The sequence below is a fragment of the Pseudomonas sp. GW821-FHT05H12 genome, assembly GCF_059419385.1.
In genome coordinates, this window is the sequence record NZ_JBWKRS010000025.1 from 35694 (window position 1) to 59707 (window position 24014).

Below are 24014 nucleotides of genomic sequence, written 5' to 3' on the forward strand. Positions count from 1 at the left end.
ACAGGGGCTTTTTATTGGGCCCGATAATCAGGCCCGGTCGCGCTCCAGCAGCGGCTTCAAGTAGTAACCAGTATGGGATTGCGGCATTTCGGAGACCTGCTCCGGCGTACCCACCGCGATGATCTGGCCACCCTTGGAGCCGCCTTCCGGCCCCAGGTCGACCAGCCAGTCGGCCGTCTTGATCACATCCAGGTTGTGCTCGATCACGACCACCGTGTTGCCGTGATCGCGCAGACGGTGCAGCACGTCCAGCAGTTGCTGGATGTCCGCGAAGTGCAGGCCGGTGGTCGGTTCATCGAGGATGTACAGGGTCTTGCCGGTATCGCGCTTGGACAGCTCACGGGACAGTTTCACCCGTTGTGCCTCACCACCAGACAACGTGGTCGCCGATTGCCCCAGCTTGATATACGACAAGCCTACGTCCATCAGCGTCTGCAGCTTGCGCGCCAACGCTGGAACGGCATCAAAGAACTCCCGGGCTTCCTCAATAGTCATCTCAAGGGTCTCGTGGATGCTCTTGCCCTTGTATTTGATCTCCAGGGTTTCGCGGTTGTAGCGCTTGCTCTTGCATACGTCGCACGGCACGTAGATGTCCGGCAGGAAGTGCATCTCCACCTTGATCAAGCCATCGCCCTGGCAGGCTTCGCAGCGGCCGCCCTTGACGTTGAACGAGAAACGACCTGGCCCGTAGCCCCGTGAGCGGGATTCCGGCACGCCCGCGAACAACTCGCGAATCGGCGTAAACAAGCCGGTGTAGGTCGCCGGGTTGGAGCGCGGTGTGCGGCCAATCGGGCTCTGGTCGATATCGACCACTTTGTCCAGGTGCTCCAGGCCCTTGATGCTGTCGTGTGCAGCCGCTTCCAGGGTGGTCGCGCCGTTCAAGGCAGTGGCACTCAACGGGAACAGCGTGTTGTTGATCAGCGTCGACTTGCCCGAGCCGGAAACCCCGGTCACACACGTCAGCAGGCCCAGCGGAATCTCCAGGTCGACATTGCGCAGGTTATTGCCCCGCGCGCCCTTGAGGTGCAGCGCCAGCTTCTTGTTGCGCGGTGTACGCTTGGCCGGCACTTCAATTTTCACTCGGCCCGACAGGTATTTGCCGGTCAGCGAGTCGGGATGGGCCATGACCTCGGCCGGCGTGCCCTCGGCCACAATGTGCCCGCCGTGCACGCCCGCACCCGGGCCGATGTCGACCACGTAATCGGCCAGGCGAATCGCGTCTTCGTCGTGCTCGACCACAATCACGGTGTTGCCGATATCGCGCAGGTGTTTCAACGTGCCCAGCAGGCGGTCGTTGTCTCGCTGGTGCAAGCCAATCGATGGCTCGTCGAGGATGTACAGCACGCCGACAAGGCCGGCACCAATTTGGCTGGCCAGGCGAATACGCTGGGCTTCACCGCCCGACAAGGTATCGGCACTGCGATCCAGCGACAGGTAGTCTAGGCCAACATTGACCAGGAACTGCAGCCGCTCGCGAATCTCCTTGAGGATCTTGTCGGCAATCTCGCCACGGCGTCCCGTTAGCTTGAGCACACCAAAGTACTCGCAGGCATCGCCGATCGGCAGGCTGGTGACAGCCGGCAACGTCTTCTCACCGACCCACACATGGCGAGCCTCGCGACGCAGGCGCGTACCGCGGCAATCCGGGCAGGGCTGGGTGCTGAGGAACTTTGCCAATTCTTCACGCACGCTCGCCGATTCGGTCTCGCGGTAGCGACGTTCCAGGTTCGGCACGATGCCCTCGAACGGGTGGGAGCGCTTGACGATGTCGCCACGGTCGTTCAGGTATTTGAAATCGACGTTCTGCGAACCGCTGCCATGCAGGATGACTTTCTGCTGTTCGGCAGGCAGTTGGTTGAACGGCACTTCCAGGCTGAACTTGTAGTGGGCCGCCAACGACCCGAGCATCTGGAAGTAGTAGACGTTACGCCTGTCCCAGCCGCGTATAGCCCCCTCCGCCAAGGTCAGTTCGCCATTGACCAGGCGCTTGATGTCGAAGAACTGCTTGACCCCCAGGCCATCGCAAGTCGGGCAGGCGCCGGCCGGGTTATTGAAAGAAAACAACTTGGGTTCCAGCTCGCTGATGGCGTGACCGCAGATCGGGCAGGCAAAACGAGCGGAGAAGATGATTTCTTCGCCCGGCTCGTCATCCATCGGCGCCACGAGGGCGATGCCGTCCGCCAGCTTCAACGCGGTCTCAAACGATTCCGCCAGGCGCTGCTGCAAGTCAGCCCGCACCTTGAAGCGGTCCACCACCACGTCGATCGAATGCTTCTTCTGTTTGTCGAGCTTCGGCGCTTCATCCAGCTCATACAGCTTGCCGTTGATGCGTGCGCGTACAAAGCCCTGGGCGCGCAGTTCTTCGAAGACGGAAAGGTGTTCACCCTTGCGCTCACGGATCACCGGTGCCAGCAACATCAGCTTGGCGCCTTCCGGCTGGGCCAGCACCAGGTCGACCATCTGGCTGACGGTCTGGGCTTCCAGGGGAATGTCGTGGTCGGGGCAGCGCGGAATACCGACTCGCGCATACAGCAGACGCAAGTAGTCGTAGATTTCGGTGATGGTGCCCACGGTGGAGCGCGGGTTGTGGGAGGTCGATTTCTGCTCGATGGAGATCGCCGGCGACAGGCCTTCGATGGTATCGACGTCGGGTTTTTCCATCATCGACAGGAACTGGCGGGCATAGGCCGACAGCGATTCCACATAACGACGCTGGCCTTCGGCATACAGCGTGTCGAACGCCAGGGACGATTTGCCGGACCCGGACAAGCCGGTGATGACGATCAGTTTGTCCCGGGGCAGGGTCAGGTCGATGTTCTTCAGGTTGTGGGTTCTAGCCCCACGAATCAGGATCTTGTCCAAGATGGCCTCGCACGGCGGGCGTAAATAATGCTGGAGTATACGGCTAAAGACTGGATGAATATACACTGTCAAAACGCCGCTTGCAGCCTTACATGAAAGCTGCGCGGCAAAGCGCCGCATATACCCTCTCAATCGATGGGACTGGTAGAATCGCCGCCGGTTCACACGAGGTTTTTCCATGCACGATCCCCACAGCGAACGCATGAGTAGCGGCGAGACCCGAGCGGCAAGCGGTCTGGCCCTGGTGTTCGCCTTCCGTATGCTTGGCATGTTCATGGTGTTGCCGGTGCTGGCGACCTATGGGATGGACCTCGCAGGCGCGACCCCCGCATTGATCGGCCTGGCGATTGGCGCCTATGGCCTGACCCAGGCTATTTTCCAGATCCCGTTCGGGATCATTTCCGACCGTATCGGCCGCCGCCCGGTGATCTATCTGGGATTGATCGTCTTTGCCCTCGGCAGCGTGCTCGCCGCTCAGTCAGATTCTATTTGGGGCGTGATTGCCGGTCGCGTCCTGCAAGGTGCCGGCGCGATTTCTGCAGCGGTCATGGCGCTGCTGTCTGACCTCACCCGTGAACAACACCGCACCAAGGCCATGGCCATGATCGGCATGACCATCGGCCTGTCGTTTGCCGTGGCCATGGTGGTCGGCCCCTTGCTGACTCGCGCGTTCGGCTTGCACGGTCTGTTCCTCGCAACGGGTGGCATGGCGTTGTTCGGGATCGTGATCGTGGCCTTCATGGTGCCGCGTTCTACCGGCACCTTGCAGCACCGCGAGTCCGGTGTGGCGCGCAAGGCGTTGTTGCCGACGCTCAAGCATCCGGACCTGCTGCGCCTGGATTTAGGTATCTTCGTGTTGCACGCGATGCTGATGTGCAGCTTTGTCGCGCTGCCTCTGGCGCTGGTCGAAAAAGCCGGCCTGCCCAAGGAACAGCACTGGTGGGTCTACCTCACCGCGCTGCTGATTTCGTTCTTCGCCATGATCCCGTTCATCATCTATGGCGAGAAAAAACGCAAGATGAAACAAGTGCTGCTGGGCGCCGTCGCGACGCTGATGCTCACTGAGCTATTCTTCTGGCAGTTCGGCGACAGCCTGCGGGCGCTGGTGATCGGCACGGTGGTGTTCTTCACCGCGTTCAACTTGCTGGAGGCCTCGTTGCCTTCGCTGATCAGTAAAGTTTCACCGGCCGGTGGCAAGGGCACGGCGATGGGAGTGTATTCCACCAGCCAGTTCCTCGGTTCTGCATTGGGCGGCATCATGGGTGGCTGGATGTTCCAGCATGGCGGTTTGTCGGTTGTCTTCCTGGGATGCGCCGGGCTGGCTGCACTTTGGTTAGCCTTTGCTGTTACCATGCGCGAACCGCCATACGTCACAAGCCTGCGCCTGCCTTTGTCGCCCGAAGCAATTCGTGAAGCCGGCCTGGTAGAGCGCCTTAAGGCCGTTGTTGGGGTAACAGATGCGGTAGTGATCGCCGAAGAAGCCGCCATCTACATCAAATTGGACACCGAATTATTGGATCGCGCGACGCTCGAGCAACTGGTCAACCCAGTGCCGACAGCGCGCCCAGCCTAGGAGAACGTTATGGCCCGTGGGGTTAACAAAGTCATATTGGTCGGTACTTGCGGCCAGGATCCCGAAGTTCGCTACTTGCCTAACGGTAACGCCGTGACCAACCTGAGTCTGGCGACCAGCGAACAGTGGACCGACAAGCAGACCGGCCAGAAGGTCGAGAAAACCGAATGGCACCGTGTGTCGATGTTCGGCAAGGTCGCCGAGATCGCCGGTGAATACCTGCGCAAAGGTTCGCAGGTCTACATCGAAGGCAAGCTGCAGACCCGCGAGTGGGAAAAAGACGGTATCAAGCGTTACACCACTGAAATCGTGGTCGACATGCAAGGCACCATGCAACTGCTGGGCGGCCGTCCACAGGGCGACCAACAGGGCCAGGGCGGCATGTCCAACTCGGCTCCGCGTCCACAGCAGTCGCGTCCACAGCCAAGCCAGCAGCCACAGCGTGAGTCGCGTCCAGCGCCACAGCAGGCTGCTCCGCAACCGGCTCCGGATTTCGACAGCTTTGATGACGATATCCCGTTCTAAGGTCTGAGACCCGGAACACCAAAACCCCCGACCGCGAAAGCGTCGGGGGTTTTTTATGGCCCGTGATCAGGCATCTGTCGACGCGGCCGTTACCACCATCTCCTTGAACCGTTGCAACACCGCCGAGCCATCCCCGATCCGTGTTGCCAAATGCAGCGGCGCCACCAGGCTCTGGCATTCCGTCAGCGCTCGATAAACGATGCCGTCGCCACGCAACCGCTGCATGGAGGCCGGCACGATGGACACGCCCAGGCCCGCCGCCACCAGGCTCAACGTGGCGGTCATGCGTGGTGCTTCCTGGACCACTTGGGGGCTGAACCCGGCCTCACGGCAGGCCACCAGGATCGCGTCGTACAACCCCAATCCCACTCGACGGCGGTAGAGCACAAAGGATTCGGTCGCCAAGGCCTTCAACGGCAGGGGAGAGCCTGCATCGATTGCCAGCGGATGATCGGTGGGTAGCGCCAGCAACATCGGCTCCACCAGGATAGGTTCATCCTGTAACGATTGAGTGCCGCTCAGTGGCGAGCGAATAAACGCCGCATCGAGCTTCTCATGCACCAGCGCGTCCAGCAGTTCGCCAGTACCGGCTTCCTCCAGCACCACCGAGACGCCGACAAAGGTTTCGCGAAATAGCCGCAACACACTCGGCACAAAAGGATGCAGGGCTGCCGAACTCGTAAAGCCGATTGCCAGGCGCCCGCGTTCACCACGCGCGGCACGGCGCACCACTTCGGCGATGCCTTCAGACCTGGCGAGGATTTCCCGCGCCTCATCCAGCAAGGCCAGCCCGGCAGTGGTGGGGCGCACCCCTCTGGGCAGGCGCTCCATCAAGACCACCCCCAACTCCCCCTCAAGGCTTTGCAACAGGCGCGTCAACGGCGGCTGTTGCATGCCCAGGCGTTCGGCGGCGCGGGTGATATAACCTTCTTCGGCAATCGCGACAAAGGCCTTGAGCTGGCGGAGTTCCAACATAAGCATACTTTCCGGGTATGGGAGTGCTCCAATCCTGGCATTTGTTCTCATGGCTCACAAGATTTAGGCTGTAGCCAACCTCATAAAGAAGGAAAGCCGTGATGACCTGGTCTGCCAAGCAGTACACGATGTTCGAACAACAGCGCACCCGTCCCGTCCGTGACCTGGTCGCGGCTATCCCGAATACCGAAGTTCGCAGCGCCGTCGACCTGGGTTGCGGGCCGGGCAATTCCACCGAGGTGCTGGCCGAGCGTTATCCACAGGCCCACGTCACTGGCATGGACAGCTCCGATGACATGCTGGCCGATGCACGCAAGCGCCTACCCGAACTGGCCTTTGAACTGGCGGATATTGGTGCCTGGAACCCTGCGCAACCATACGACGTGATACTGGCGAACGCCTCGCTGCAATGGCTGCCGGACCACGCCACGCTTTATCCACACTTGGTCCACCAGCTCACCCCCGGTGGCACGCTGGCGGTACAAACCCCGGACAACCTCGACGAACCTGCGCACCGCCTGGCCCGTGAAGTGGCAGCCGATGGCCCCTGGTCTGCGAAGATCGGCGCGGTCAAGCACAACGAGCGGCATGCGGCCAGCTACTACTACGAGCTGCTGAGCAAACACTGCAGCACCGTCGATGTGTGGCGCACCACCTACCAGCATCCGTTGGCCGATCACGGGGCGGTCGTGGAATGGTTCAAGGCCTCGGCCCTGAGGCCCTTCCTCGCACCGTTGAGCGATAGCGAAAAGGCCGCCTTCCTACAGGAATACAAGGCGCGGATTACCCAAGCTTATCCAGCCCTGAGCGACGGCACCGTATTGCTGCCATTCCCGCGCCTGTTCATCATTGCGACCCGCTGATACCTGGCCGGCAAGTGGCGGTCATGCCGCCGCCGCTTGCGCTTTCAAGTACTCATCCGCCGACAGCACGTCTGCATACGCAAACCCCAGCGACGCCATATAAGCCGCGTGCGCCTGCGCCGCTGGAATCACCTGCCCGTTGAATTCCAGGTCACGCGTGGCACACGCGTCATGAATCACCGTGACCTTGTAGCCAAGATCCGCCGCCGCTCGCACCACGGCGTCGATGCACATGTGGCTCATGCTGCCGACGACGACCACGTCGGTGATGCTGCGCTGTTCCAGCAAGGTGCGCAGGTTGGTTTCACGAAACGCATTCACGAAATGTTTAAGCACCACCGGCTCGCTGCCTTCGTTCAGCACCTTGGAGTGCAAGTGCGCACCTTCGGAGCCCGGGGCAAAAAAGGGCGCGTCATCGGAGGTGAACTCATGGCGCACATGAATCACCGCATCCCCCGCTTGGCGAAAAGCCTGGAGCACCTGCGCAGCCTTGTCGGCCGCGGCTTCAACGCCGTCGAGCGGCCACTTGCCCTGAGGGAAGTAGTCGTTCTGGATATCGATTAGGATGAGCGCTTGCTTGGCCATGTGTGTTGCCTCGTGATGGGTTGATGGGGCTTAGTATCTTAGCTGGCGCCCGCACCCGGGATTGGCCGCACCGACAATAACAGGGGGAAAACTGACAATGGCGGTTGTTGAGCTGGGTGTGTTGATCTACAGAGGTGCGCAATTGGCGGCCGTGCATGGCTTGACCGACCTGTTCGGCGTCGCCAATCGGATCGCTGCCGAGCATCAATCCTCGCAACTGCCCCTGTTGCGCGTCAGTCATTGGCAGGTAGACGCCATCGGCACGCCCACCCGCGTGTTCGATAGCCACCCCGGGCCAGACCAACCCATGATGGCCGTGCTGGTGCCGCCCTCCATCGGCGAATTCACTGAAGAACAAGCGCCACCCGCTCTGCTGGAATGGCTTCGTCAAAGGCATGCTGCAGGCACCGTGCTCGGTGGCGTGTGCATCGGTTCGATCATGCTGGCGCGCAGCGGCCTGCTGGATGGGCGCAGTGCCACTACCCATTGGTCCTCGGCCAAGTCCTTTGCCCTGCGTTACCCGGCCGTGCGCCTGGAAGCCGACAAGCCAATCGTTGATGACGGGGATTTGATCACCACGGCCGGGCTGATGGCCTGGTCCGAACTGGGCCTGCGCCTGGTTGATCGGCTGATGGGGCCAAGTATCGCCGCCAGTACGGCGCGATTCCTGGTGATCGAGCACAGCGACAGTGCCAGCCAGTGCGGCAGCAACTTCGCGCCGATTCTCGGCCATGGCGATACCGCGATTCTCAAGGTGCAGCACTGGCTGCAAGCCAGCGGCGCGGTGGACGTGTCGGTCACCGCAATGGCGCAAGAGGCGGGGCTGGAAGAACGCACCTTCCTGCGGCGTTTTCGCAATGCGACGGGGCTCAAACCCACCGAGTATTGCCAGCACCTACGGGTGGGCAAGGCGCGGCAGATGCTCGAATTCACCAACGGCACCATTGACCACATCGCCTGGACCGTGGGCTATCAGGACCCCAGTGCGTTCCGCGCCACGTTCAAGAAAATCACCGGCTTGGCACCCAGCGATTACCGCAGCCGCTTCGGTGTGTGAATCGTGCAGAACGCCGCGCCATTCACGGGCCGTCGTGCAGAATAAAACAGGCCTACTGCCATCGCTTTCCCCGCAACTGCTTGATTTGCAAACCGTCGCGTCATAACAGGCGTTGGCCTGATCCCTGCAACTTTCCCCTCACACACAGGGCGGGAAGGCCAAGGGGGACGCATGACCCCAACTCAACGCAGAAAGCTTGTCGTTGCTCACTCCACGCGCGAAGGCGCGCCATTGCACGAGGTCCAAACCAACCTCGCCCTGGCGCGCTGGCTGGCGCAGATTCTCGGGCTCAAATTCGGCGGCAGTTATGATCCCGATCGGCATGCCGGCCGGGAGTTGTACCTGCTGCCCACGCAAACCCTGGTGGGTGCCGAGCAAGCGCGGCAGCTCAATATCAAAGGGCCGCAAGACCTGTGGGGCGGGTATGTCGAGCACGACTTCATCTGCACCAAGGCCATCAGCCACGGCCTGCTCGGCCCCGACGCCAAGGCGCCCGAAGGTTGGTCGCCGTTGTTCTGCGAGCGAGTACGGGCTGTTGTACTCGACGGCCTGAGCGTCTTTGCCCTCGAAGATGCGCGATCTGCGGCCACGCGCCTGCTCTACAGCGGCCCCATCCGCCTGAAGCCCGTGCATGCGTGCGCCGGGCGCGGTCAGGAAGTTATCCACAGCCTCGACGAATTCGAAGCCTTACTGGCGCGACCAGACAGCGCGCGCCTATTCGACGACGGCGTGGTGCTGGAGCAAGACCTGAGCGATGTGATCACCCACAGTGTCGGCCAGAGCTTCATCGGCGATCATGTAATCAGCTACTGCGGCGAGCAGTACCTCACAAAAGACGGGCAGGGCGAGGACGTCTACGGCGGTTCCAACCTGCTAGTGGTGCCTGGCTATTACGAAGACCTGTTGCGCCTCCCACTGCCCGATGATGTGTGCGAAGCCATCGAACAAGCCCGGGTGTTCGACAACGCTGCCGACGAGGCCTACCCCGGTTTCTATGCGTCGCGGCGCAACTACGACATCGCCCAGGGCCTGGACAGCGACGGCCAACGCCGCAGCGGCGTGCTCGAACAATCCTGGCGCATGGGCGGCGCGAGCAGCGCGGAAGTCGCCGCGTTGCAGAGTTTTATCAATCACCCAGGCCTGCGCGCCATTCAAGTGGCCTCGGTCGAGACCTACGTGGATCAGCCTCTGCCGGCTGACGCTATCGAGGTGTACCGCGGGCCTGCGCAAAACAGCGACTTTCTTCTCAAATACGTGACGGTTAAGGCTTATGACGGCTAGAAGCGAAAGCATTGCGATCGATATCGACGACGAACAGATGAGCGGCACCTTCCTGAGCCCCAAATCCAAAGTGCCTGGCGTGCTATTCGTGCACGGTTGGGGCGGCAGCCAAGAGCGCGACCTTGAGCGCGCCAAAGGCATTGCAGGCCTGGGCTGCGTGTGCCTCACGTTCGACTTGCGCGGCCATGCGGGCACCGGCATTCCGCTGTCTCGCGTGACCCGTGAAGACAACCTGCGCGATCTGCTGGCGGCCTACGACCGGTTGCTGTCGCACCCGGCCATCGACACCTCGGCGGTCGCGGTAGTGGGCACCAGTTATGGCGGCTACCTGGCGGCGATCCTCACGTCATTGCGCCCGGTACGCTGGCTGGCGTTGCGTGTGCCGGCGCTGTACCGCGATCAGGAGTGGCTCAAGCCCAAGCGGGACCTGGATAAGGCGGACTTGATGGATTACCGCAGCACGCTGGTGCATGCCGAAACCAATCGTGCGTTGCACGCGTGTTCGGCGTTTACCGGGGATGTGTTGATCGTGGAGTCTGAGTCCGACGACCACGTGCCCCACGCCACCATCATGAGCTACCGCGCAGCGTGCCAGCAGACCCACTCGCTGACCCACCGCATCATCGATGGCGCCGACCATGCGCTCAGCGATCCAGTGTCGCAGCAGGCTTATACGTCGATTCTGGTGGATTGGATTACCGAGATGGTGGTGGGGGAGCGGTTGAGCATTATCCAATCCCGATAGTTTTGTGCTCTTGAGATCGCCATCGCAGGCAAGCCAGCTCCCACATTTGATTGGGTTCACACCTTTTGAATTGTGAATACCTTCAACTGTGGGAGCTGGCTTGCCTGCGATGGCGATTAACCCGTCAACACCCTTTCAAGCCGGTGCCTTTTTAACCCGCAACGCCTTGGCCTTGGCCTCCACCACGAGGTACATCACCAACGTGATCAGCAACGGCAAAATGAAGTAGATCGCCCGGTAGGCAATCAGCCCCGCCAGCAAACTCCCCCGCGAAGCCTCATGCTGCAACAGCGCAATAAACACCGCCTCCAGCACGCCCAGCCCGGCCGGGATATGCGTGACCACCCCGGCAATCGCGCTGATCAACAACACCCCCAGCACCAACGGATAATCCAGCTTGGCCGGTAAAAGCGTGAAAATCACCGCCGCCATCAACGACCAGTTCAACGCGCCCAGCGCCAGTTGCAGGCAGGCCATGCGCACCGACGGCAGGTTGATCTCCATGCCGCGAACCGACCATGCGCGCTTCTTTGAAAACTGACACGCCGCCAGATAACCCAAGCTGGCCAGCCCCAACAATGCACCAATGCCCTGCAACGCAACGGTGCTGACCTTCCAGCCCGGTGGCATGGTCACCAGCCCGCTACTGAACACCCCCCCGGCCAACGCCATGTAGCCAAACCAATTGGTCGCCAGGCTCAGGCCAAGGATCTTGGCGATATTGCCGGTGCTCACCCCCAGTCGCGAATACAGCCGATAGCGCATGGCAATGCCGCCCACCCACGCGCTCAGGTTGAGGTTGAACGCATAGCTTATGACCCCCACCGGCAGGATCTGCTTCCAACCCAACGGCTGGCGGATGTAGGTGCGGCCGATCAAATCAAAGCTGGCGTACACAAGGAAACTGCACAGTGTCAGGGCGCCTGCGATCAGCAACGTGCGCAGCTTGAAGTCGCCCAGGGTCTGCACCACTTCGCTCCAGTCGATGCGCCGGGCGAGCAGGGTGAACAGCACGATCAGCAGCAGGAAGAACACAACGGTCAGCGGTTTCTTCCAGCGTTTGAACCCGGATTCAGTGCTCATGGACCTGGCTCCCGACGGGTTTCAAGCGTGGCTTGTGCGCCGGCAGCCAACCGGTCAGCGCAGGGAAGTGACGCATCACATGAAACACCAGGAAGCCCACGGTCAACCGCCAGAGCCACAGGCGCGGCGTGCGGTTTTCCGGCATGGTCTGGCAGTGATTGTTGGCGAGTGTTTCCAGGCGTTCATACAGGTGTTGATTGAACGCACGGTCGCGAATCAGCACGTTGGCTTCCAGGTTCAGCGACAGGCTCAGCGGGTCCAGGTTGCTGGAACCCACGGTGCTCCATTCGTCGTCCACCAGCGCAACTTTGCCGTGCAGCGGGCGCTGGCAATATTCGTGAATCACCACGCCGTCCTTGAGCAAATAGTCGTAGAGCATGCGCGCCGCGAGCTTGGCCAACAGCACATCCGGCTGACCCTGCATGATCAGTTGCACCTGCACGCCACGGCGCGCCGCGTTGCGGATCTCCCGCAGCAGACGGTAACCGGGAAAGAAGTAGGCGTTGGCGATCACCACGCGCTGTTGCGCCTTGCTCAAGGCGTGGATGTAGGCCTCTTCGATGTCGTCGCGGTGCTGCACGTTGTCGCGGTAGATCAGGCGTACCAGGCCGTCGCTGTTGTCGGTGGCCCACGGCGATGGCCGTTGCTGGCGCCGTCGCCAACCGCGTCGCGTGCGCACCTGGCGACCACTTTGCGCCAGGGCAAAATGGTGCAGGTCGGCCACGGCCGGGCCGGTCACTTGCACGGCGTAATCCTGCTTGGCCTCGGGGCCGAAATCGCCCAGATGGTCGGCCGAAAAATTGATCCCGCCGATAAACGCCACGCTGGCGTCCACCACCACGATCTTGCGGTGCAGGCGCCGGAACCAGTTGGTGCGAACCCCCAGGGTCTTGGACGCCGGGTCGAACATCTGCACCGTTACCCCGGCTTCCGCCAGTTCGCCCAAAAAGCTCGGGCTCAGCTCGCCGCAACCAAAGCCGTCCAGGCTCATCACGACTTTCACCCCACGCTGCGCCGCATCGATCAGGATGCCTTGCAGCTCCAGGCCAACCTTGTCTTCAAACAGAATGAAGGTCTCCAGCACGATCTCGCGCTGGGCCCCGCGCAAGGCGTCGAACACCTTGGGGAAGTACGCCTCGCCGTTCTCCAGCAACTCGACGCGGTTGCCGCTCTGCCAGCCGTAATCCAGATCACGCGCCTTGGCTTCGTCCGGTGGTTGGTCGGTGGCGATGTGTTCGACGGCGACGTTCATAGCTCGATCTCCACCGACAACGGCACATGGTCGGATAAGTGGGACCAAGGCCGAGTGGTCAACACTCGGGGGTTATGCACCTTCACGTTGCGCACATAAATACGGTCCAGGGGCAGCAACGGCAGGCGCGCCGGGAAGGTGCGCGGCAATTTACCGTGGGTCTCGATAAACACTTCCCGCAGGCTGCTCTGGCTGAGGTCGGCCCGCTGGCGCCAGTCGTTGAAATCGCCGGCGACAACCAGCGGCGCGTCGGCCGGTATCTCGCTGATGCGCTGCTCGAGCAAACGCAGTTGTTGCTGGCGATGCACTTCGCGCAGGCCCAGGTGAATGCAGATCGCATGCACCTCCTGGCCGGTGCCCGGCAGGCGCAGTACGCAATGCAGCAGGCCACGGTTTTCGTGGCCGCTCTGGGAAATGTCGAGGTTGTCGTAGCGCACGATCTGGAACTTCGAGAGCAGCGCATTCCCGTGGTCGCCATGGGGGTAGACCGCGTTGCGCCCATAGGCGAACTGCGGCCAGATGCTGTCGGCGAGGAACTCATACTGCGGCATGTTCGGCCAGTCGCTGTAGCGCTGGGGGTGACGCTCGTGGGTGCCGTGGATTTCCTGCAGGAACACCATGTCGGCGCCCACACTGCGCACTGCTTCACGCAGCTCGGGCAGGATGAAGCGCCGATTCAGGGCGGTGAAGCCCTTGTGGATATTGACCGTCAGCACCGTGAAGCGCGTGATGGCGATGCTGGGTGTGGTGGGCATCCAGTCGGGATTCGCAGCCATGGTTGCTCCTGAAAAAACCATGGGGGCCTGGCCCCCGTTTATGGCTGACTGCGATTTTTGACGGAAAGTTTCCACCGTCCTACAGACGGCACGCATTCCAAAATGTGTGAGTGGGCTTGCCCGCGATAGCGGTGGGTCAGTCGTTAATTGATTGGCTGATGTACCGCATTCGCGGGCAAGCCCGCTCCCACAGGGGATCTGTGCTGTGACGGATTCAGTGGTCAACCCTCCGCCAAAGATGACGAAAGAGGGGAACGATCAAGGCTCAATCCCGTCAGTTCCTTACAGACCCTCTTGAAGGAGCCCGGTGTTTTGCTGAATCTCAGAGCTGCATTACTCCTCGGCGCGCTGCTGCTGTGTGGCAACGGCGCACTGCAAGCCGCAACCCCTGCACCTGCGGCGACCGCACCGGCCAAACCGGAGCTGTTGGTCGAAGGCGGTTTGCTCGGCGCCATCAGTTCCAGCATCGATGACGTGCAGGACAAACTCGACCTCAACCAGAACCTGGTGGACGCCTGGCGCCTGCGTGCCGACCGTGCGGCAGACGAAGTGGGGCGCCTGGTCGACCAGACCGCCGAACGCTCGCCCTGGAGCGTAGCCGGGGACTTCTTGTTGCTGTCCGGGGTGTGGGTCGGCGCCTTTGCCGTGCTGGCGCTGCTCGGGCGTTTTATCGTGCAGCGCTTGAGCCGGCGGCCGTTTGTCGAACGGCGTGGGCGCTTGCAAGCAGTGCTCGGGTACGTGGTGCCTTACACGATTCCTGCGCTGATTTGCCTGCCGCTGACGCTCTATGTCAGTCACTTTTTGCCCACGTCCATCGGCCGCGCGCTGGCGCTGTGTTTTGCCTACGCCACCAGCAGCGGCATTTTTTCCACCTCGATGCTGCTGTGCGTCATCGTCATGTTCAACGTCGGCCACAAACGCCCGGCCGTGCAGATCATTCGTGGCTACTGCCCTAAGCCGCTGTTCCTGATCGGCTTTCTCGCCGCACTCAGCGACGCCCTGACCAGCCCGCAGATCGCCCGCCAGCTCGGCGGTAATATCACCAGCAGCATTGCAGTGTTCACCGGCCTATTCGCGGCGGTGATCTTCGGTGTGCTGGTGGTGCGCCTGCGCCGTCCGGTGGCGCATCTGATCCGCAACCGGCCCTTGGCCCAACGCCTCAAGCATCCGGCGCTGCAACAGTCGTTGCGGGTGTTTTCCGGGCTCTGGTACTGGCCGATCCTGTTGATGGTGCTGGTGTCGGCGATCAACCTGATCGGGGCCGGCGACGATAACCAGAAGGCCCTGCGCTGCGCGCTGTTCACCACGATCCTGCTGATCGGCACGGTGTTTTTGAGCACCGTGCTGCAACACCTGTTCAAGTCCCGCAGCCAGGTGGCGATCCAGCGCAGCAGTGCCTACAAGGAGCGTTTTCTCAGCCTGTTGCACGCAATCCTGCGCATTGTCATGGCCATCGCCTTTATCGAAATCCTCGGGCGGATCTGGGGCGTATCGCTGTTTGAATTCGCCCAGCGCAATTCGGTGGGCCGGGCGATCAGCGACTCGCTGAGCAGCATCGGCCTGATCCTGCTGATGACCTGGCTGTTCTGGGTGGTGCTCGACACCGCGATCCAGGAAGCGCTGAAACCACCGGTGAATAAACGCTCCAATCGCCAGCCGAGCACGCGGGTGAAAACCATCCTGCCGCTGGTGCGCAATGCGGTGAAGATCATCCTGGTAGTGATCTGCGCGATCACCACCATGGCCAACCTGGGCATCAACGTCGCGCCGTTGCTGGCCGGTGCCGGGGTGGTGGGCCTGGCCATCGGTTTCGGTTCGCAGCAACTGGTGCAGGATGTGATCACCGGCCTGTTCATCATCATCGAAGACACGCTGTCCATCGGCGACTGGGTGGTGCTCGACTCCGGGCATGCCGGCACTGTCGAAGGCCTGACCATCCGTACCTTGCGCTTGCGCGATGGCAAGGGGTTTGTGCACTCGGTGCCTTTTGGTCAGATCAAGGCGGTCACCAACCAGTCCCGGCAGTTTGCCTATGCGTTCTTCTCGGTGCAGTTCACCTACGACACCGACGTGGACAAGGCGGTGGAGCTGATCCGCGAGGCCGGGCAATCGATCCGCGACGATGTGTTCCTCAAGTACAACCTGCAAGGGCCACTGGAAGTGTTTGGCGTGGACAAGATGGACCTCAACGGCGTGGTGCTCACGGCGCAGTTCCGTACGGTGTCGGGCGGGCAATATGCGGTGAGCCGCGCGTTTAACCAGCGCTTGAAAAAGCTTGTGGATAACTGCGCCGAGGTGCATTTCGCGCAAACTTATCCACAGCAGGTTTTTTTACCCAAGCGCGGGCCGCAGGTGGATGAGCCGGATGAAGAGGTACCGGCGTCGGTGGTGCTGACCGAGCAGCCGCGTACCCAGTGACCTCATCGCGGGCAAGCCCGGCTCCCACAGTTTCGGCTGTGTGAACCCGTTCACCTGTGGGAGCTGGCTTGCCTACGATGAGGCTGGAGATAGCAACACCAGGCTCAATGCCTGATCCACCTCTCCAAGACCACCTGCTACCCCGCCCGATACAACAAGTTGCAACCCCACACTTTATCCGTGACGGTTGCGCGACAAACCCGCAAAATGCAACGATTCTTACAAATACCTAGACAACCATCGTTCCAACAGACCGGGCCTGCTCAATCTATGCGAATGCGCCTTATGTTACTGGGCGGCGGGAATGCCCTCGGGCAGGCGCTGATTCGCCTCGGTGCAGAGGAAGACATCGGTTTCCTCGCTCCTAAACCGCCCCAAGACGGCTGGGATGCCGCGAGTCTCACCCAACTGCTCGACGACACCCGTCCCGATGCGTTGATCAACCTCGCCTACTACTTCGACTGGTTCCAGGCCGAAGCGGTCAGCGAAACCCGCTTGGCTGCCCAGGAATTCGCCATCGAGCGCCTGGCCGAGCTGTGCCAGCACCACAACATCACCCTGGTGCAACCGTCCAGCTACCGCGTGTTCGATGGCTCCCGCGCCACCGCCTACAGCGAAAAAGACGAGCCGGTGCCCCTGGGCCTGCGTGGCCAGGCGCTGTGGCGCATCGAGCAGAGCGTGCGCGCCACCTGCCCGCAGCATGTGCTGCTGCGGTTTGGCTGGTTACTCGATGACAGCGTCGACGGCACCCTCGGGCGCTTCCTTGCCCGGGCCGAGAAGCCGGATGAGTTGTTGATGGCGGATGACCGTCGCGGCAACCCGACGCCGGTGGACGATGCCGCGCGGGTGATCATCTCGGTGCTCAAGCAGCTCGATTGTGCGGCGCCGTTGTGGGGCACTTACCACTACGCCGGCCATGAAGCGACTACACCGCTGGCGCTGGGCCAGGCGATCCTCACCGAAGCGCGCAGCTATCACCCGCTGGCCATCGAGTCACCCACCGCCCAGGCCCACGCGGCTCGGCCGGATGCAGCCGATGAGCCACAACACGCGGTGCTGGCGTGCAAGAAAATCCTGCACACCTTCGGCATCAAGCCACGGGCGTGGCGGGCGGGGTTGCCGGCGTTGCTGGATCGCTACTACCGCCACAGCTGACCCCAAACACGTAGGAGCCGGCTTGCCGGCGATAGCATCTCCTCGGTCTGGCTGAAAGACCGAGGTGTTTGCATCGCCGGCAAGCCGGCTCCTACAGGGGTATTGCGGTGGGGGTTAGAACTTGTAGCCGATACCCACCATGTAAACCATCGGGTCGACGTCCACGTTCACTTTGGCGCGAGTGCCTTGGCCCAGTGCGTTGTTGTCCACCGTCGCTTTGGTGCTGATGTCGATGTAGCGCGCCTGGGCGTTGATCATCCACTTGTCGTTGATCATGTAGTCGGCGCCGATCTGCGCGGCCCAGCCCCAGGAGTTCTCAGCCTTGAAGTTGCTGAAGCCGGCGCTCTGCGCACGGCTGCCGACGTGTTCGTCGTAGATCCAGGTGTAGTTGATACCAGCGCCCACGTACGGCTGGAAGGCCGACTTGTTGTCCAGTGGGTAGTACACGACGCTCAGGGTCGGCGGCAGGTGTTTCAGGGTGCCGAGCTTGCCGTTGGCGGCGCCGAGGGCGGTGTTCTTGATCTTTACGTCATGCTCGAACGGGGTGGCGGCCAGCAGTTCGATACCCACGTGGTTGGTCAGCATGTAGGCGAAGTTCAAGCCCAGCTGAGTGTCGCTGCTCATGGTCGCCTTGCCGCCCAGGTTGGCGCCCGCCAATGGACCCTGGTCAACCTTCACGTGGCCGCTGTCGGCCTTCGGATTCACGGTGATTGCACCGGCGCGAATCAGAATGTCGCCCGCTTCGTGAGCGTGTGCGGCAGGGGCGATGAGGGCGAGCGCGAAGATGGACGCGCCGAGCAGGGACTTGTTCATGGGAGCTCCAAAAGGACGTTTAAAAGTTGTACGTCCAATGGTAAAGATCGTTCCGCTCGATCTTTTGACTCAGCTCAATGAAAGGGCGATCAACGCTATTCCGGTAGTTCGTAGATATAAATCTTCTCGGCATCCATCTGGTAACCGGCGTCGGCCAGCTCACTGGTGGACGGCTTGACCTGCATCGAACCCTCGATCCAGTAGGGCTGGTACAGCTCATCGAGTTTCACCCCGACTTCGCTTTTGACATGCACGATCTGGTTCGACGGCGGTGGCGGCACATGGATGCACGCGCCGAAATACGGCACCAACAGAAACTCGGTGGTGCGGCCTTCTTCGCTGACTTCCAGCGGCACGATATAGCCCGGCAGGCGGATGTGCTGGCCGTCGAGGCTCTGCACCACCGGCGCGTTGGGTAAGTCCTGCTTGGCCGCTGGCGCCGACTCGACCGACAACGCATCGGCCATGTTCGACAGGTCGTGCAGCGGTTTCATGTTGGGGATTTCCGGTGGTGCGTCCGGCGGGATCATCTCCTGCCACGACAGGTCCTTGGGCTGCTCATCAGCCCAGGCGGGCACGCCCACCAGCAACAGCAACGCAAACAACGCACGACGCATCGAAGCCTTCCTCATAAACGTATGGACAGGCCGTCGGCCAGGGATTGTCGGTAGGCGCGCCACGCGGGCACGGCACCCATCAACAGCGCGGCGGCCAGGATACCGGCGAGCAGCGTCCATTCATATTCGCTGGGCCACGACATCGGCAGGTCCAGGCCGTAGTTGGCCTGCAAGTAGCCACGTGAGGCGGCGATGCACACATACAAAAGCCCCACGCCTGCAACCACGCCGGACAGAGCCAGCGCGAACGCTTCGAAGATCAGCAACGTCGCAATGTGCCACGGGCGGGCGCCCACCGAACGCAGGATCGCCATTTCGCGGCGGCGCTCGTTGAGGCTGGTGAGGATCGCCGTGAGCATGCCGATCAGGCCGGTCAGCACCACGAACAACGAGATCACGAACAGCGCTTTTTCGGCGGTGCCCATCATGCTCCACAGCTCCTGCAGCGCCACGCCCGGCAAGATCGCCAGCATTGGCTCGCCACGGAATTCATTGATTTCCCGTTGCAGCGCGAACGTGGAGATCTTGTTGTTCAGGCCGAGCATGAACGCGGTGATGGCCTGGGGCGTGAGGTCCATGTTGCGCGCCTGGTCGGCACTGATACGGCCTTTGCCCTGGGCCGGTACGCCGTTGTGCCAGTCGATGTGGATGGCTTCCATGCCCCCGAGGCTGATGTGCAAGGTGCGGTCCACCGGCGTGCCGGTGCGCTTGAGGATGCCGACCACGGTGAAGGGTTTGTCGTCGTGTTTCACCAGGCTGACCACGGCGACACCGTGGGCCAGCACGAGCTTGTCGCCGAGTTTATAGTGCAGCGCGTCGGCCACTTCGGCACCGAGCACCACCTCGAAAGGGTCGGTAGCGAAGGCGCGGCCGCTGGCCAGTTCGAGGTTTTGCTTGCGGCCGTACTGGTAATGCTCGAAGTAGGACTCGTTGGTGCCCATCACGCGGTAGCCGCGGTGGGAGTCGCCGAGGGAAATCGGGATCGCCCATTTCACCTGGGGGCTGGCGGCGAAATGCTCGAAGCTGTCCCAGCGAATGTTGTTGGTGGCGTTACCGATGCGGAACACCGAGTACAGCAGCAGGTTCACCGAGCCGGAGCGCGCGCCGACGATCAGGTCGGTGCCGCTGATGGTGCTGGCGAAACTGTTGCGCGCCTCAGTGCGCACACGCTCCACGGCGAGCAGCAAACAGACTGACAGCGCGATGGCGAACGCGGTGAGGATCGCGGTAAAACGGCGGTTAGCCAGGCTGGCCATGGCTAGACGGAACAGATACATCTCAAACCTCTGCGGGCGTGGCGGCGCGATTGAGTTCGGCCAGCGACAGGTTACGGTCGAACAGCGAGGCCAGGCTCTGGTCGTGGCTGACAAACAAGAGGCTGGCGCCGGCTTCGCGGCATTCGGCGAACAACAGTTGCAGGAAGGCTTCGCGGGCGTCGTAGTCCAGGGCCGAGGTGGGCTCGTCGGCGATCACCAGTTCCGGCTGGCCGATCAACGCACGGGCGGCGGCCACCCGTTGTTGCTGGCCGATGGACAGCGAGTCGGCGCGGCGCTCCAGCAGGTCCTTGTCCTTCAAACCCAAGTGCGCCAGCAAGGCAGCGGCAGCTTTGTCGACACTGCCGTGACGCTGCTTTGCCCGTTGTGCGCGCAGCTTGGAGAAGTGACACGGCAATTCGACGTTCTCACGTACTGACAGAAACGGCAGCAGGTTGAACTGTTGGAAGATGTAGCCGGTGTGGTCGACGCGAAAGCGGTCGCGGGCGCCGGCCGACAGCTCGGTCAACTGCTGGCCGAGCAGGCGGATGCTGCCTCGCGTAGGTTTTTGCACGCCACCGAGCAAGCCCAGCAGCGTGGTTTTGCCACTGCCGCTGGGGCCTTTGAGAAACAGGGTTTCCCCGGCTTCCAGGCGGAACGCGGGGATGTCCAGCAACTGGGGGTGACCGGGCCAGTTGAAGGCCAGGTCAGACAGTTCGATCAGTGCTTGAGTCATGTGAAATCAAATTCGCCTGCTGGCTAAATTGGACCCCTGTGGGAGCTGGCTTGCCTGCGATGGCATCGCTGCGATGTGTCTGCTGTACCGAGGCGTCTGTATCGCAGGCAAGCCAGCTCCCACAGGGGTTTACATCAGAATTTCAGGGTAGCGGCCTGTGCCGTGGCTTGCACACCTTGCTGGCCGCTTGGGCCGATCAGTTGTACCTGAATTTTCTGGGTGGCGGGGAAGGTCTTGAACACCTGGGTCAGGTCGAGGTTGCTCAGTGCAGTTGGCGTCGCGCAGGTGAATTGGTAGTGGGCGTGGATTTCGCTGTGATCGTGATGATGCTCGTGGGCGCCGTCTTTGGCGTCGTGATCGTGGTCATCGTCGTCGTCATGGTCGGCTTCCGGCTTGTCACCGAACAGCGGGCTGTTGAGCTCCTGGGTGCTGACCACGCAACCGGCGCCCTTGGGCAGGTTGAACAGGGCGAGCGGGTTTTCCAGTTGTTTGCGCGCGGCGGCGACTTTGGCTTTGTCGGCCGGGGTGGTGGCCAGGTGTTCGAAGCCCACCAGGTTCATCGCCGGGCTGTCCAGTTCAAGCTCCAGGGCCTGGCCATCGAGCACGGCATTCAGGCGACCAACGCCGTGTTCGTGGGCGCCGAGGCTGCCGTGCTCGTGTTCATGTTCGTCAGCGGCGTGGGCGATAGCCAGTGGCAGGAGGGCAAACGGCAAAGCGAGCAACAGACGGCGCATGAGAAGGCTCCAGAACATGAAAGTTTTGTTATGTGATCTTATAACAATAGTGCCAGAGTTTGACCGCCCGCTTGGCGTTGCGCAAGCCGCGTGGGAGCATGCCTGTCAGAAAACTGCAGGAGGAAGGACGATGTTGCGAATCCGTGGAACCGTCGGCGACTGGCCGGTGGACTTGACCCTGGAGCTGGACGAAGGCGATTGGGCACGCCTGGGCGCACAATTGCAGGCGGCACCCGTTCCCGCCGCAACGGCAGCCGCACCGGTCAAGCAGAATGACGGCGTGTGGCAGAGCGCCCAGGATCTGTTGCGCAAGGCTGGGCAACTCACGGGCCTGGAACTGCTGGATCAGTTGGAAGGCTTAGCCGGTGACGCCGCGTCAGGCAAGCGCCTGCTGGTGCGCCTGCGCCACAGTTCAAGCGTGAAAGTGGCCAGCGGCGCAGACACGCCGCTGTACAGCTGGGTCGGCGATTAGTACAGCGCGGCAAACAACTTGCGGCGGTACACGGTCACCAACGGGTGATCATTGCCCAGCAGTTCGAACACCTGCAGCAAGGTCTTGTGCGGCAAACCTTCGCTGTAGCTGCGGTTGCGGATGAACAGCTTGAGCAGGCCTTCCAGCGCCGCGTCGTACTGCTGGCGCGCCAATTGCTGGATGCTCAACTGATAGGCCGCTTCGTCGTCTTGCGGGTTTTGCGCCAGGCGGCTTTTCAAGTCGGCGGCGTCTGGCAGGTCGGCCGCCTGGCGCAGGAAGGTGATCTGCGCCTTGGCGCCGGCGAGGGCGGCTTTGTGATCGTCGCTCTTCACTGCGTCCAGCACGGTCTTGGCTTCGCCCAATTCACCGCGTTCAGCCAGGCAGCGTGCGTACAGGATCAACGCGCCGGCGTTGGTGTTGTCCTCACCCAGCAAGGCCACCAGCACGGCTTCGGCATCGCTGATGCGGCCGTCGGCGAACAGCGCCTGGGCCTGCTCCAGCGGGTCCGCCGCTGCCGGTGGTGGCATCTGTACATGGGGCTCCAGCATCGCCCGCACCGCCGACTCCGGCTGCGCCCCGGCAAACCCGTCCACCGGCTGGCCGTCCTTGAACAGCACCACCGTCGGCAGGCTGCGAATACCGAAGCGCGCAACGATGTCCTGCTCGGCCTCGCAATCGACCTTGGCCAGCAACAACTCGCCTTGATAACTCTCGGCAATCTGCGCCAGCAACGGCATCAACGCCTTGCACGGCGCGCACCACTCGGCCCAGAAATCCACCAGCACAGGTTTGTGGAACGAATTCTCGATCACCGCCTGATCGAAGGTGGCGGTGGTGACATCGAAGATGTACGGCGTGGGCTCACTCATGGGGCGTCTCGAATAAAGCGGGAATGGGGCAACTATAAGGGCTGGCGCAGCTAGCTGAAAGCGTGGCGGTTTCAAGACCGCTATCGCAGGCAAGCCAGCTCCCACAGGGGAGCGCGATCACGCGTAGGAGCCGGCTTGCCGGCGATGCCTTTAAAGGCGGCGCGAATGGTACAGGCTCACCTTGCGAAACTCCCAAGGCTCGGCCAGATCCGGCAACGTCAGCGCATCCAGGATCTCCAGCCGCCGATAATCCGGGTGCTGAAAGTCCCGCACCCGTGAATCCGCCACCAGCGCCTCTCGGCCGCGAGTGAGAAACTGATCCAGCAGCGGCAGGTTCGCCCGGTCATAAAGCACGTCAGCCACCAGGATCAAATCGAAGCGGTCAGCCTCGGCAAAAAAATCTTCCGAGTAACCCAGCGCCACACCGTTAAGCTCGGCATTCGCCCGGCAAGACGCCAGCGCCAACGGGTCCAGATCGCAAGCCACCACTTCCAGCGCACCGGCTTTGACGGCAGCAATCCCCGCCACGCCGGAACCCGCGCCGAAATCCAGCACGCGTTTGCCGGCGACCCACTCAGGATTCGCCGCCAGATACCTCGCCAACGCCAAGCCACTGGCCCAGCAAAAGCTCCAATAGGGCGGCTCGTGCAGGATGCGCCGGGTTTCTTCGGGGCTGAAGGCGCGGTCCATGTTGTCGGCGTCCAGCAGCCACAACGACAGCTCGGTGCCCGGCAGCGGGCAGGGCACCAGGTGCGCATCGCCGATCAGCTCACTGAGCGCGGCTTGCAGGCCCAGCGGTGGCGTCATGGTGCCGGGACGAGTTGCAGAGGGCCGGTGCTCTGGGTGATCGCCTGGGTGATGCGCACCGCAGGCAGGTGCAGGATCAACTGGCCCGACTGGCTGGCGCGGCCGCGCAACTCCACCCGCGCACCGGCCGGGAAGGCCTCGGGGTTAAAGCGCAAACGAAAGGCCAGGGGTTGGTTGTTGCCGCTCAGCACGCTGCTGGCGAGCAGTTGTTGCGGGCGCGAGCGGTCATCGATCACCAGCAGCGCCAGCTCAACTTCGGCACCGGCAGGTACGCCGTTGAGGGTGCCGTTGATTTCACGCTGATACGCCGGCAGCGGGCCGAGGTCTTCAATGCCCGGGACTTTTTTCTCCTGGGCGGGCGTCGGTTGAGGGGTGGTTGGCTTGGGGGCTTCGCTGCTGCAGGCGACCAGGACACTGAACAGGGCGAGCAAAACAAGTGGTCGTAACTGCATGTACGGCTCCAGAAAGGGCAAAATCCGTGACTTGAACACAAAGAAACATATAAGCCAGCCTATATACCGTAAAGGCTATGGCTTGTCTTGCCACAGGGATGCGCTACCATG

23 protein-coding genes are annotated in these 24014 nt (G+C 62.0%); 9 read left to right on the top strand and 14 right to left on the bottom strand.

Translation table 11 applies throughout. The features are described 5' to 3' along the window. Positions 1 to 27: 27 nt before the first annotated feature. A complete protein-coding gene (gene uvrA / locus AC07SU_RS20815) occupies positions 28 to 2862 on the bottom strand; it encodes an excinuclease ABC subunit UvrA (RefSeq protein WP_176999255.1) in 2835 nt (944 codons plus the stop codon). Between the two features lie 178 nt (positions 2863 to 3040). Here uvrA and AC07SU_RS20820 point away from each other — a divergent pair, with 178 nt between their 5' ends. Both AC07SU_RS20820 and AC07SU_RS20825 read left to right on the top strand, forming a co-directional pair. After that, on the top strand, positions 3041 to 4435 hold the full coding sequence (locus AC07SU_RS20820) for an MFS transporter (RefSeq protein WP_178924243.1): 1395 nt from the start codon (positions 3041 to 3043) through the stop codon (positions 4433 to 4435). A 9-nt stretch (positions 4436 to 4444) separates the two neighbouring features. Continuing rightward, entirely contained in the window at positions 4445 to 4960 is a 516-nt protein-coding gene (locus tag AC07SU_RS20825) for a single-stranded DNA-binding protein (RefSeq protein WP_003232445.1), read from the top strand. A gap of 66 nt (positions 4961 to 5026) precedes the next feature. On the opposite strand, the gene AC07SU_RS20830 is transcribed toward AC07SU_RS20825, so the two are convergent. After that, the gene (locus tag AC07SU_RS20830; protein ID WP_494998091.1) at positions 5027 to 5935 is read right to left on the bottom strand and encodes a LysR family transcriptional regulator; all 909 of its coding nucleotides are present in this window, start codon (positions 5933 to 5935) and stop codon (positions 5027 to 5029) included. 101 nt (positions 5936 to 6036) lie between these two features. On the opposite strand from AC07SU_RS20830, the gene tam reads away from it, so the two are divergent. Then, on the top strand, positions 6037 to 6798 hold the full coding sequence (gene tam, locus AC07SU_RS20835) for a trans-aconitate 2-methyltransferase (protein ID WP_494998092.1): 762 nt from the start codon (positions 6037 to 6039) through the stop codon (positions 6796 to 6798). A 21-nt stretch (positions 6799 to 6819) separates the two neighbouring features. Here tam and AC07SU_RS20840 read toward each other — a convergent pair whose 3' ends face one another. Further along, the gene (locus AC07SU_RS20840) at positions 6820 to 7383 is read right to left on the bottom strand and encodes a cysteine hydrolase family protein (protein WP_494998093.1); all 564 of its coding nucleotides are present in this window, start codon (positions 7381 to 7383) and stop codon (positions 6820 to 6822) included. 97 nt (positions 7384 to 7480) lie between these two features. Between AC07SU_RS20840 and AC07SU_RS20845 the strand changes: the two genes are divergently transcribed. From AC07SU_RS20845 to AC07SU_RS20855, 3 genes are all read left to right on the top strand, one after another. Then, positions 7481 to 8440, top strand: coding sequence for a GlxA family transcriptional regulator (locus tag AC07SU_RS20845; protein ID WP_176999260.1), 960 nt, complete (start codon positions 7481 to 7483; stop codon positions 8438 to 8440). 171 nt (positions 8441 to 8611) lie between these two features. Then, positions 8612 to 9721: a DUF3182 family protein gene (locus tag AC07SU_RS20850; protein WP_494998094.1), complete on the top strand. Its 1110-nt coding sequence runs from the start codon at positions 8612 to 8614 to the stop codon at positions 9719 to 9721. Further along, positions 9711 to 10466: an alpha/beta hydrolase family protein gene (locus AC07SU_RS20855; protein ID WP_178924255.1), complete on the top strand. Its 756-nt coding sequence runs from the start codon at positions 9711 to 9713 to the stop codon at positions 10464 to 10466. The genes AC07SU_RS20850 and AC07SU_RS20855 overlap by 11 nt, the downstream gene beginning before the upstream one ends. Positions 10467 to 10601: 135 nt before the next feature. Here the strand turns inward: AC07SU_RS20855 and AC07SU_RS20860 are convergent, their stop codons facing one another. The 3 genes from AC07SU_RS20860 to AC07SU_RS20870 are packed head-to-tail and all read right to left on the bottom strand — an operon-like array spanning position 10602 to position 13577. Beyond that, positions 10602 to 11549 (bottom strand): lysylphosphatidylglycerol synthase domain-containing protein, encoded by a 948-nt coding sequence (locus AC07SU_RS20860; RefSeq protein WP_494998095.1) that lies wholly within the window; start codon positions 11547 to 11549, stop codon positions 10602 to 10604. Next, positions 11539 to 12801 carry a cardiolipin synthase ClsB gene (gene clsB, locus AC07SU_RS20865; protein ID WP_494998096.1) on the bottom strand — a complete coding sequence of 421 codons (1263 nt, stop codon included), beginning with the start codon at positions 12799 to 12801 and terminating at the stop codon, positions 11539 to 11541. Before clsB ends, AC07SU_RS20860 begins: the two co-directional genes overlap by 11 nt. Further along, positions 12798 to 13577, bottom strand: coding sequence for an endonuclease/exonuclease/phosphatase family protein (locus tag AC07SU_RS20870; protein WP_494998097.1), 780 nt, complete (start codon positions 13575 to 13577; stop codon positions 12798 to 12800). Before AC07SU_RS20870 ends, clsB begins: the two co-directional genes overlap by 4 nt. A 312-nt stretch (positions 13578 to 13889) precedes the next feature. Between AC07SU_RS20870 and AC07SU_RS20875 the strand changes: the two genes are divergently transcribed. Then, positions 13890 to 15995, top strand: coding sequence for a mechanosensitive ion channel family protein (locus AC07SU_RS20875; protein ID WP_494998098.1), 2106 nt, complete (start codon positions 13890 to 13892; stop codon positions 15993 to 15995). Between the two features lie 270 nt (positions 15996 to 16265). Next, positions 16266 to 17150, top strand: coding sequence for a sugar nucleotide-binding protein (locus AC07SU_RS20880; protein ID WP_494998099.1), 885 nt, complete (start codon positions 16266 to 16268; stop codon positions 17148 to 17150). A gap of 114 nt (positions 17151 to 17264) precedes the next feature. Here the strand turns inward: AC07SU_RS20880 and AC07SU_RS20885 are convergent, their stop codons facing one another. From AC07SU_RS20885 to AC07SU_RS20905, 5 genes are all read right to left on the bottom strand, one after another. Beyond that, positions 17265 to 17963, bottom strand: a complete 699-nt coding sequence (locus AC07SU_RS20885; protein WP_494998100.1) for an OmpW/AlkL family protein — start codon at positions 17961 to 17963, stop codon at positions 17265 to 17267. Positions 17964 to 18058: 95 nt separating this feature from the next. Next, complete coding sequence (locus tag AC07SU_RS20890; protein WP_178924265.1) at positions 18059 to 18580, bottom strand: DUF3299 domain-containing protein; 522 nt, start codon at positions 18578 to 18580, stop codon at positions 18059 to 18061. An 11-nt stretch (positions 18581 to 18591) separates the two neighbouring features. Next, complete coding sequence (locus AC07SU_RS20895; protein WP_178924267.1) at positions 18592 to 19857, bottom strand: ABC transporter permease; 1266 nt, start codon at positions 19855 to 19857, stop codon at positions 18592 to 18594. A gap of 1 nt (position 19858) precedes the next feature. After that, entirely contained in the window at positions 19859 to 20569 is a 711-nt protein-coding gene (locus AC07SU_RS20900; protein WP_176999271.1) for an ABC transporter ATP-binding protein, read from the bottom strand. A gap of 134 nt (positions 20570 to 20703) precedes the next feature. After that, the gene (locus AC07SU_RS20905) at positions 20704 to 21303 is read right to left on the bottom strand and encodes a DUF2796 domain-containing protein (RefSeq protein ID WP_494998101.1); all 600 of its coding nucleotides are present in this window, start codon (positions 21301 to 21303) and stop codon (positions 20704 to 20706) included. Positions 21304 to 21433: 130 nt separating this feature from the next. Between AC07SU_RS20905 and AC07SU_RS20910 the strand changes: the two genes are divergently transcribed. After that, the gene (locus tag AC07SU_RS20910) at positions 21434 to 21775 is read left to right on the top strand and encodes a hypothetical protein (RefSeq protein WP_494998102.1); all 342 of its coding nucleotides are present in this window, start codon (positions 21434 to 21436) and stop codon (positions 21773 to 21775) included. Here the strand turns inward: AC07SU_RS20910 and trxA are convergent. The 3 genes from trxA to AC07SU_RS20925 all read right to left on the bottom strand — a co-directional run bounded on the left by trxA (position 21772) and on the right by AC07SU_RS20925 (position 23903). Continuing rightward, entirely contained in the window at positions 21772 to 22644 is an 873-nt protein-coding gene (trxA, locus tag AC07SU_RS20915) for a thioredoxin (RefSeq protein WP_494998103.1), read from the bottom strand. The two genes, AC07SU_RS20910 and trxA, sit on opposite strands and share 4 nt — an antisense overlap. A gap of 150 nt (positions 22645 to 22794) precedes the next feature. Next, positions 22795 to 23451, bottom strand: a complete 657-nt coding sequence (locus AC07SU_RS20920) for a class I SAM-dependent methyltransferase (protein WP_494998104.1) — start codon at positions 23449 to 23451, stop codon at positions 22795 to 22797. Next, on the bottom strand, positions 23448 to 23903 hold the full coding sequence (locus AC07SU_RS20925) for a YbaY family lipoprotein (protein ID WP_494998105.1): 456 nt from the start codon (positions 23901 to 23903) through the stop codon (positions 23448 to 23450). Before AC07SU_RS20925 ends, AC07SU_RS20920 begins: the two co-directional genes overlap by 4 nt. Between the last annotated feature and the right edge of the window lie 111 nt (positions 23904 to 24014).

Bases quoted from the DNA above. Each gene is read 5' to 3' on its own strand.
- AC07SU_RS20830 (WP_494998091.1), bottom strand. From the start codon at position 5,935: ATGTTGGAACTCCGCCAGCTCAAGGCCTTTGTCGCGATTGCCGAAGAA.
- AC07SU_RS20920 (WP_494998104.1), bottom strand. From the start codon at position 23,451: ATGACGCCACCGCTGGGCCTGCAAGCCGCGCTCAGTGAGCTGATCGGC.
- clsB (WP_494998096.1), bottom strand. From the start codon at position 12,801: ATGAACGTCGCCGTCGAACACATCGCCACCGACCAACCACCGGACGAA.
- AC07SU_RS20885 (WP_494998100.1), bottom strand. From the start codon at position 17,963: ATGAACAAGTCCCTGCTCGGCGCGTCCATCTTCGCGCTCGCCCTCATC.
- AC07SU_RS20860 (WP_494998095.1), bottom strand. From the start codon at position 11,549: ATGAGCACTGAATCCGGGTTCAAACGCTGGAAGAAACCGCTGACCGTT.
- AC07SU_RS20850 (WP_494998094.1), top strand. From the start codon at position 8,612: ATGACCCCAACTCAACGCAGAAAGCTTGTCGTTGCTCACTCCACGCGC.
- AC07SU_RS20845 (WP_176999260.1), top strand. From the start codon at position 7,481: ATGGCGGTTGTTGAGCTGGGTGTGTTGATCTACAGAGGTGCGCAATTG.
- AC07SU_RS20895 (WP_178924267.1), bottom strand. From the start codon at position 19,857: ATGTATCTGTTCCGTCTAGCCATGGCCAGCCTGGCTAACCGCCGTTTT.
- tam (WP_494998092.1), top strand. From the start codon at position 6,037: ATGACCTGGTCTGCCAAGCAGTACACGATGTTCGAACAACAGCGCACC.
- trxA (WP_494998103.1), bottom strand. From the start codon at position 22,644: ATGAGTGAGCCCACGCCGTACATCTTCGATGTCACCACCGCCACCTTC.
- AC07SU_RS20840 (WP_494998093.1), bottom strand. From the start codon at position 7,383: ATGGCCAAGCAAGCGCTCATCCTAATCGATATCCAGAACGACTACTTC.
- AC07SU_RS20900 (WP_176999271.1), bottom strand. From the start codon at position 20,569: ATGACTCAAGCACTGATCGAACTGTCTGACCTGGCCTTCAACTGGCCC.
- AC07SU_RS20820 (WP_178924243.1), top strand. From the start codon at position 3,041: ATGCACGATCCCCACAGCGAACGCATGAGTAGCGGCGAGACCCGAGCG.
- AC07SU_RS20880 (WP_494998099.1), top strand. From the start codon at position 16,266: ATGCGAATGCGCCTTATGTTACTGGGCGGCGGGAATGCCCTCGGGCAG.
- AC07SU_RS20905 (WP_494998101.1), bottom strand. From the start codon at position 21,303: ATGCGCCGTCTGTTGCTCGCTTTGCCGTTTGCCCTCCTGCCACTGGCT.
- AC07SU_RS20825 (WP_003232445.1), top strand. From the start codon at position 4,445: ATGGCCCGTGGGGTTAACAAAGTCATATTGGTCGGTACTTGCGGCCAG.
- AC07SU_RS20870 (WP_494998097.1), bottom strand. From the start codon at position 13,577: ATGGCTGCGAATCCCGACTGGATGCCCACCACACCCAGCATCGCCATC.
- AC07SU_RS20855 (WP_178924255.1), top strand. From the start codon at position 9,711: ATGACGGCTAGAAGCGAAAGCATTGCGATCGATATCGACGACGAACAG.
- AC07SU_RS20925 (WP_494998105.1), bottom strand. From the start codon at position 23,903: ATGCAGTTACGACCACTTGTTTTGCTCGCCCTGTTCAGTGTCCTGGTC.
- AC07SU_RS20910 (WP_494998102.1), top strand. From the start codon at position 21,434: ATGTTGCGAATCCGTGGAACCGTCGGCGACTGGCCGGTGGACTTGACC.
- AC07SU_RS20890 (WP_178924265.1), bottom strand. From the start codon at position 18,580: ATGCGTCGTGCGTTGTTTGCGTTGCTGTTGCTGGTGGGCGTGCCCGCC.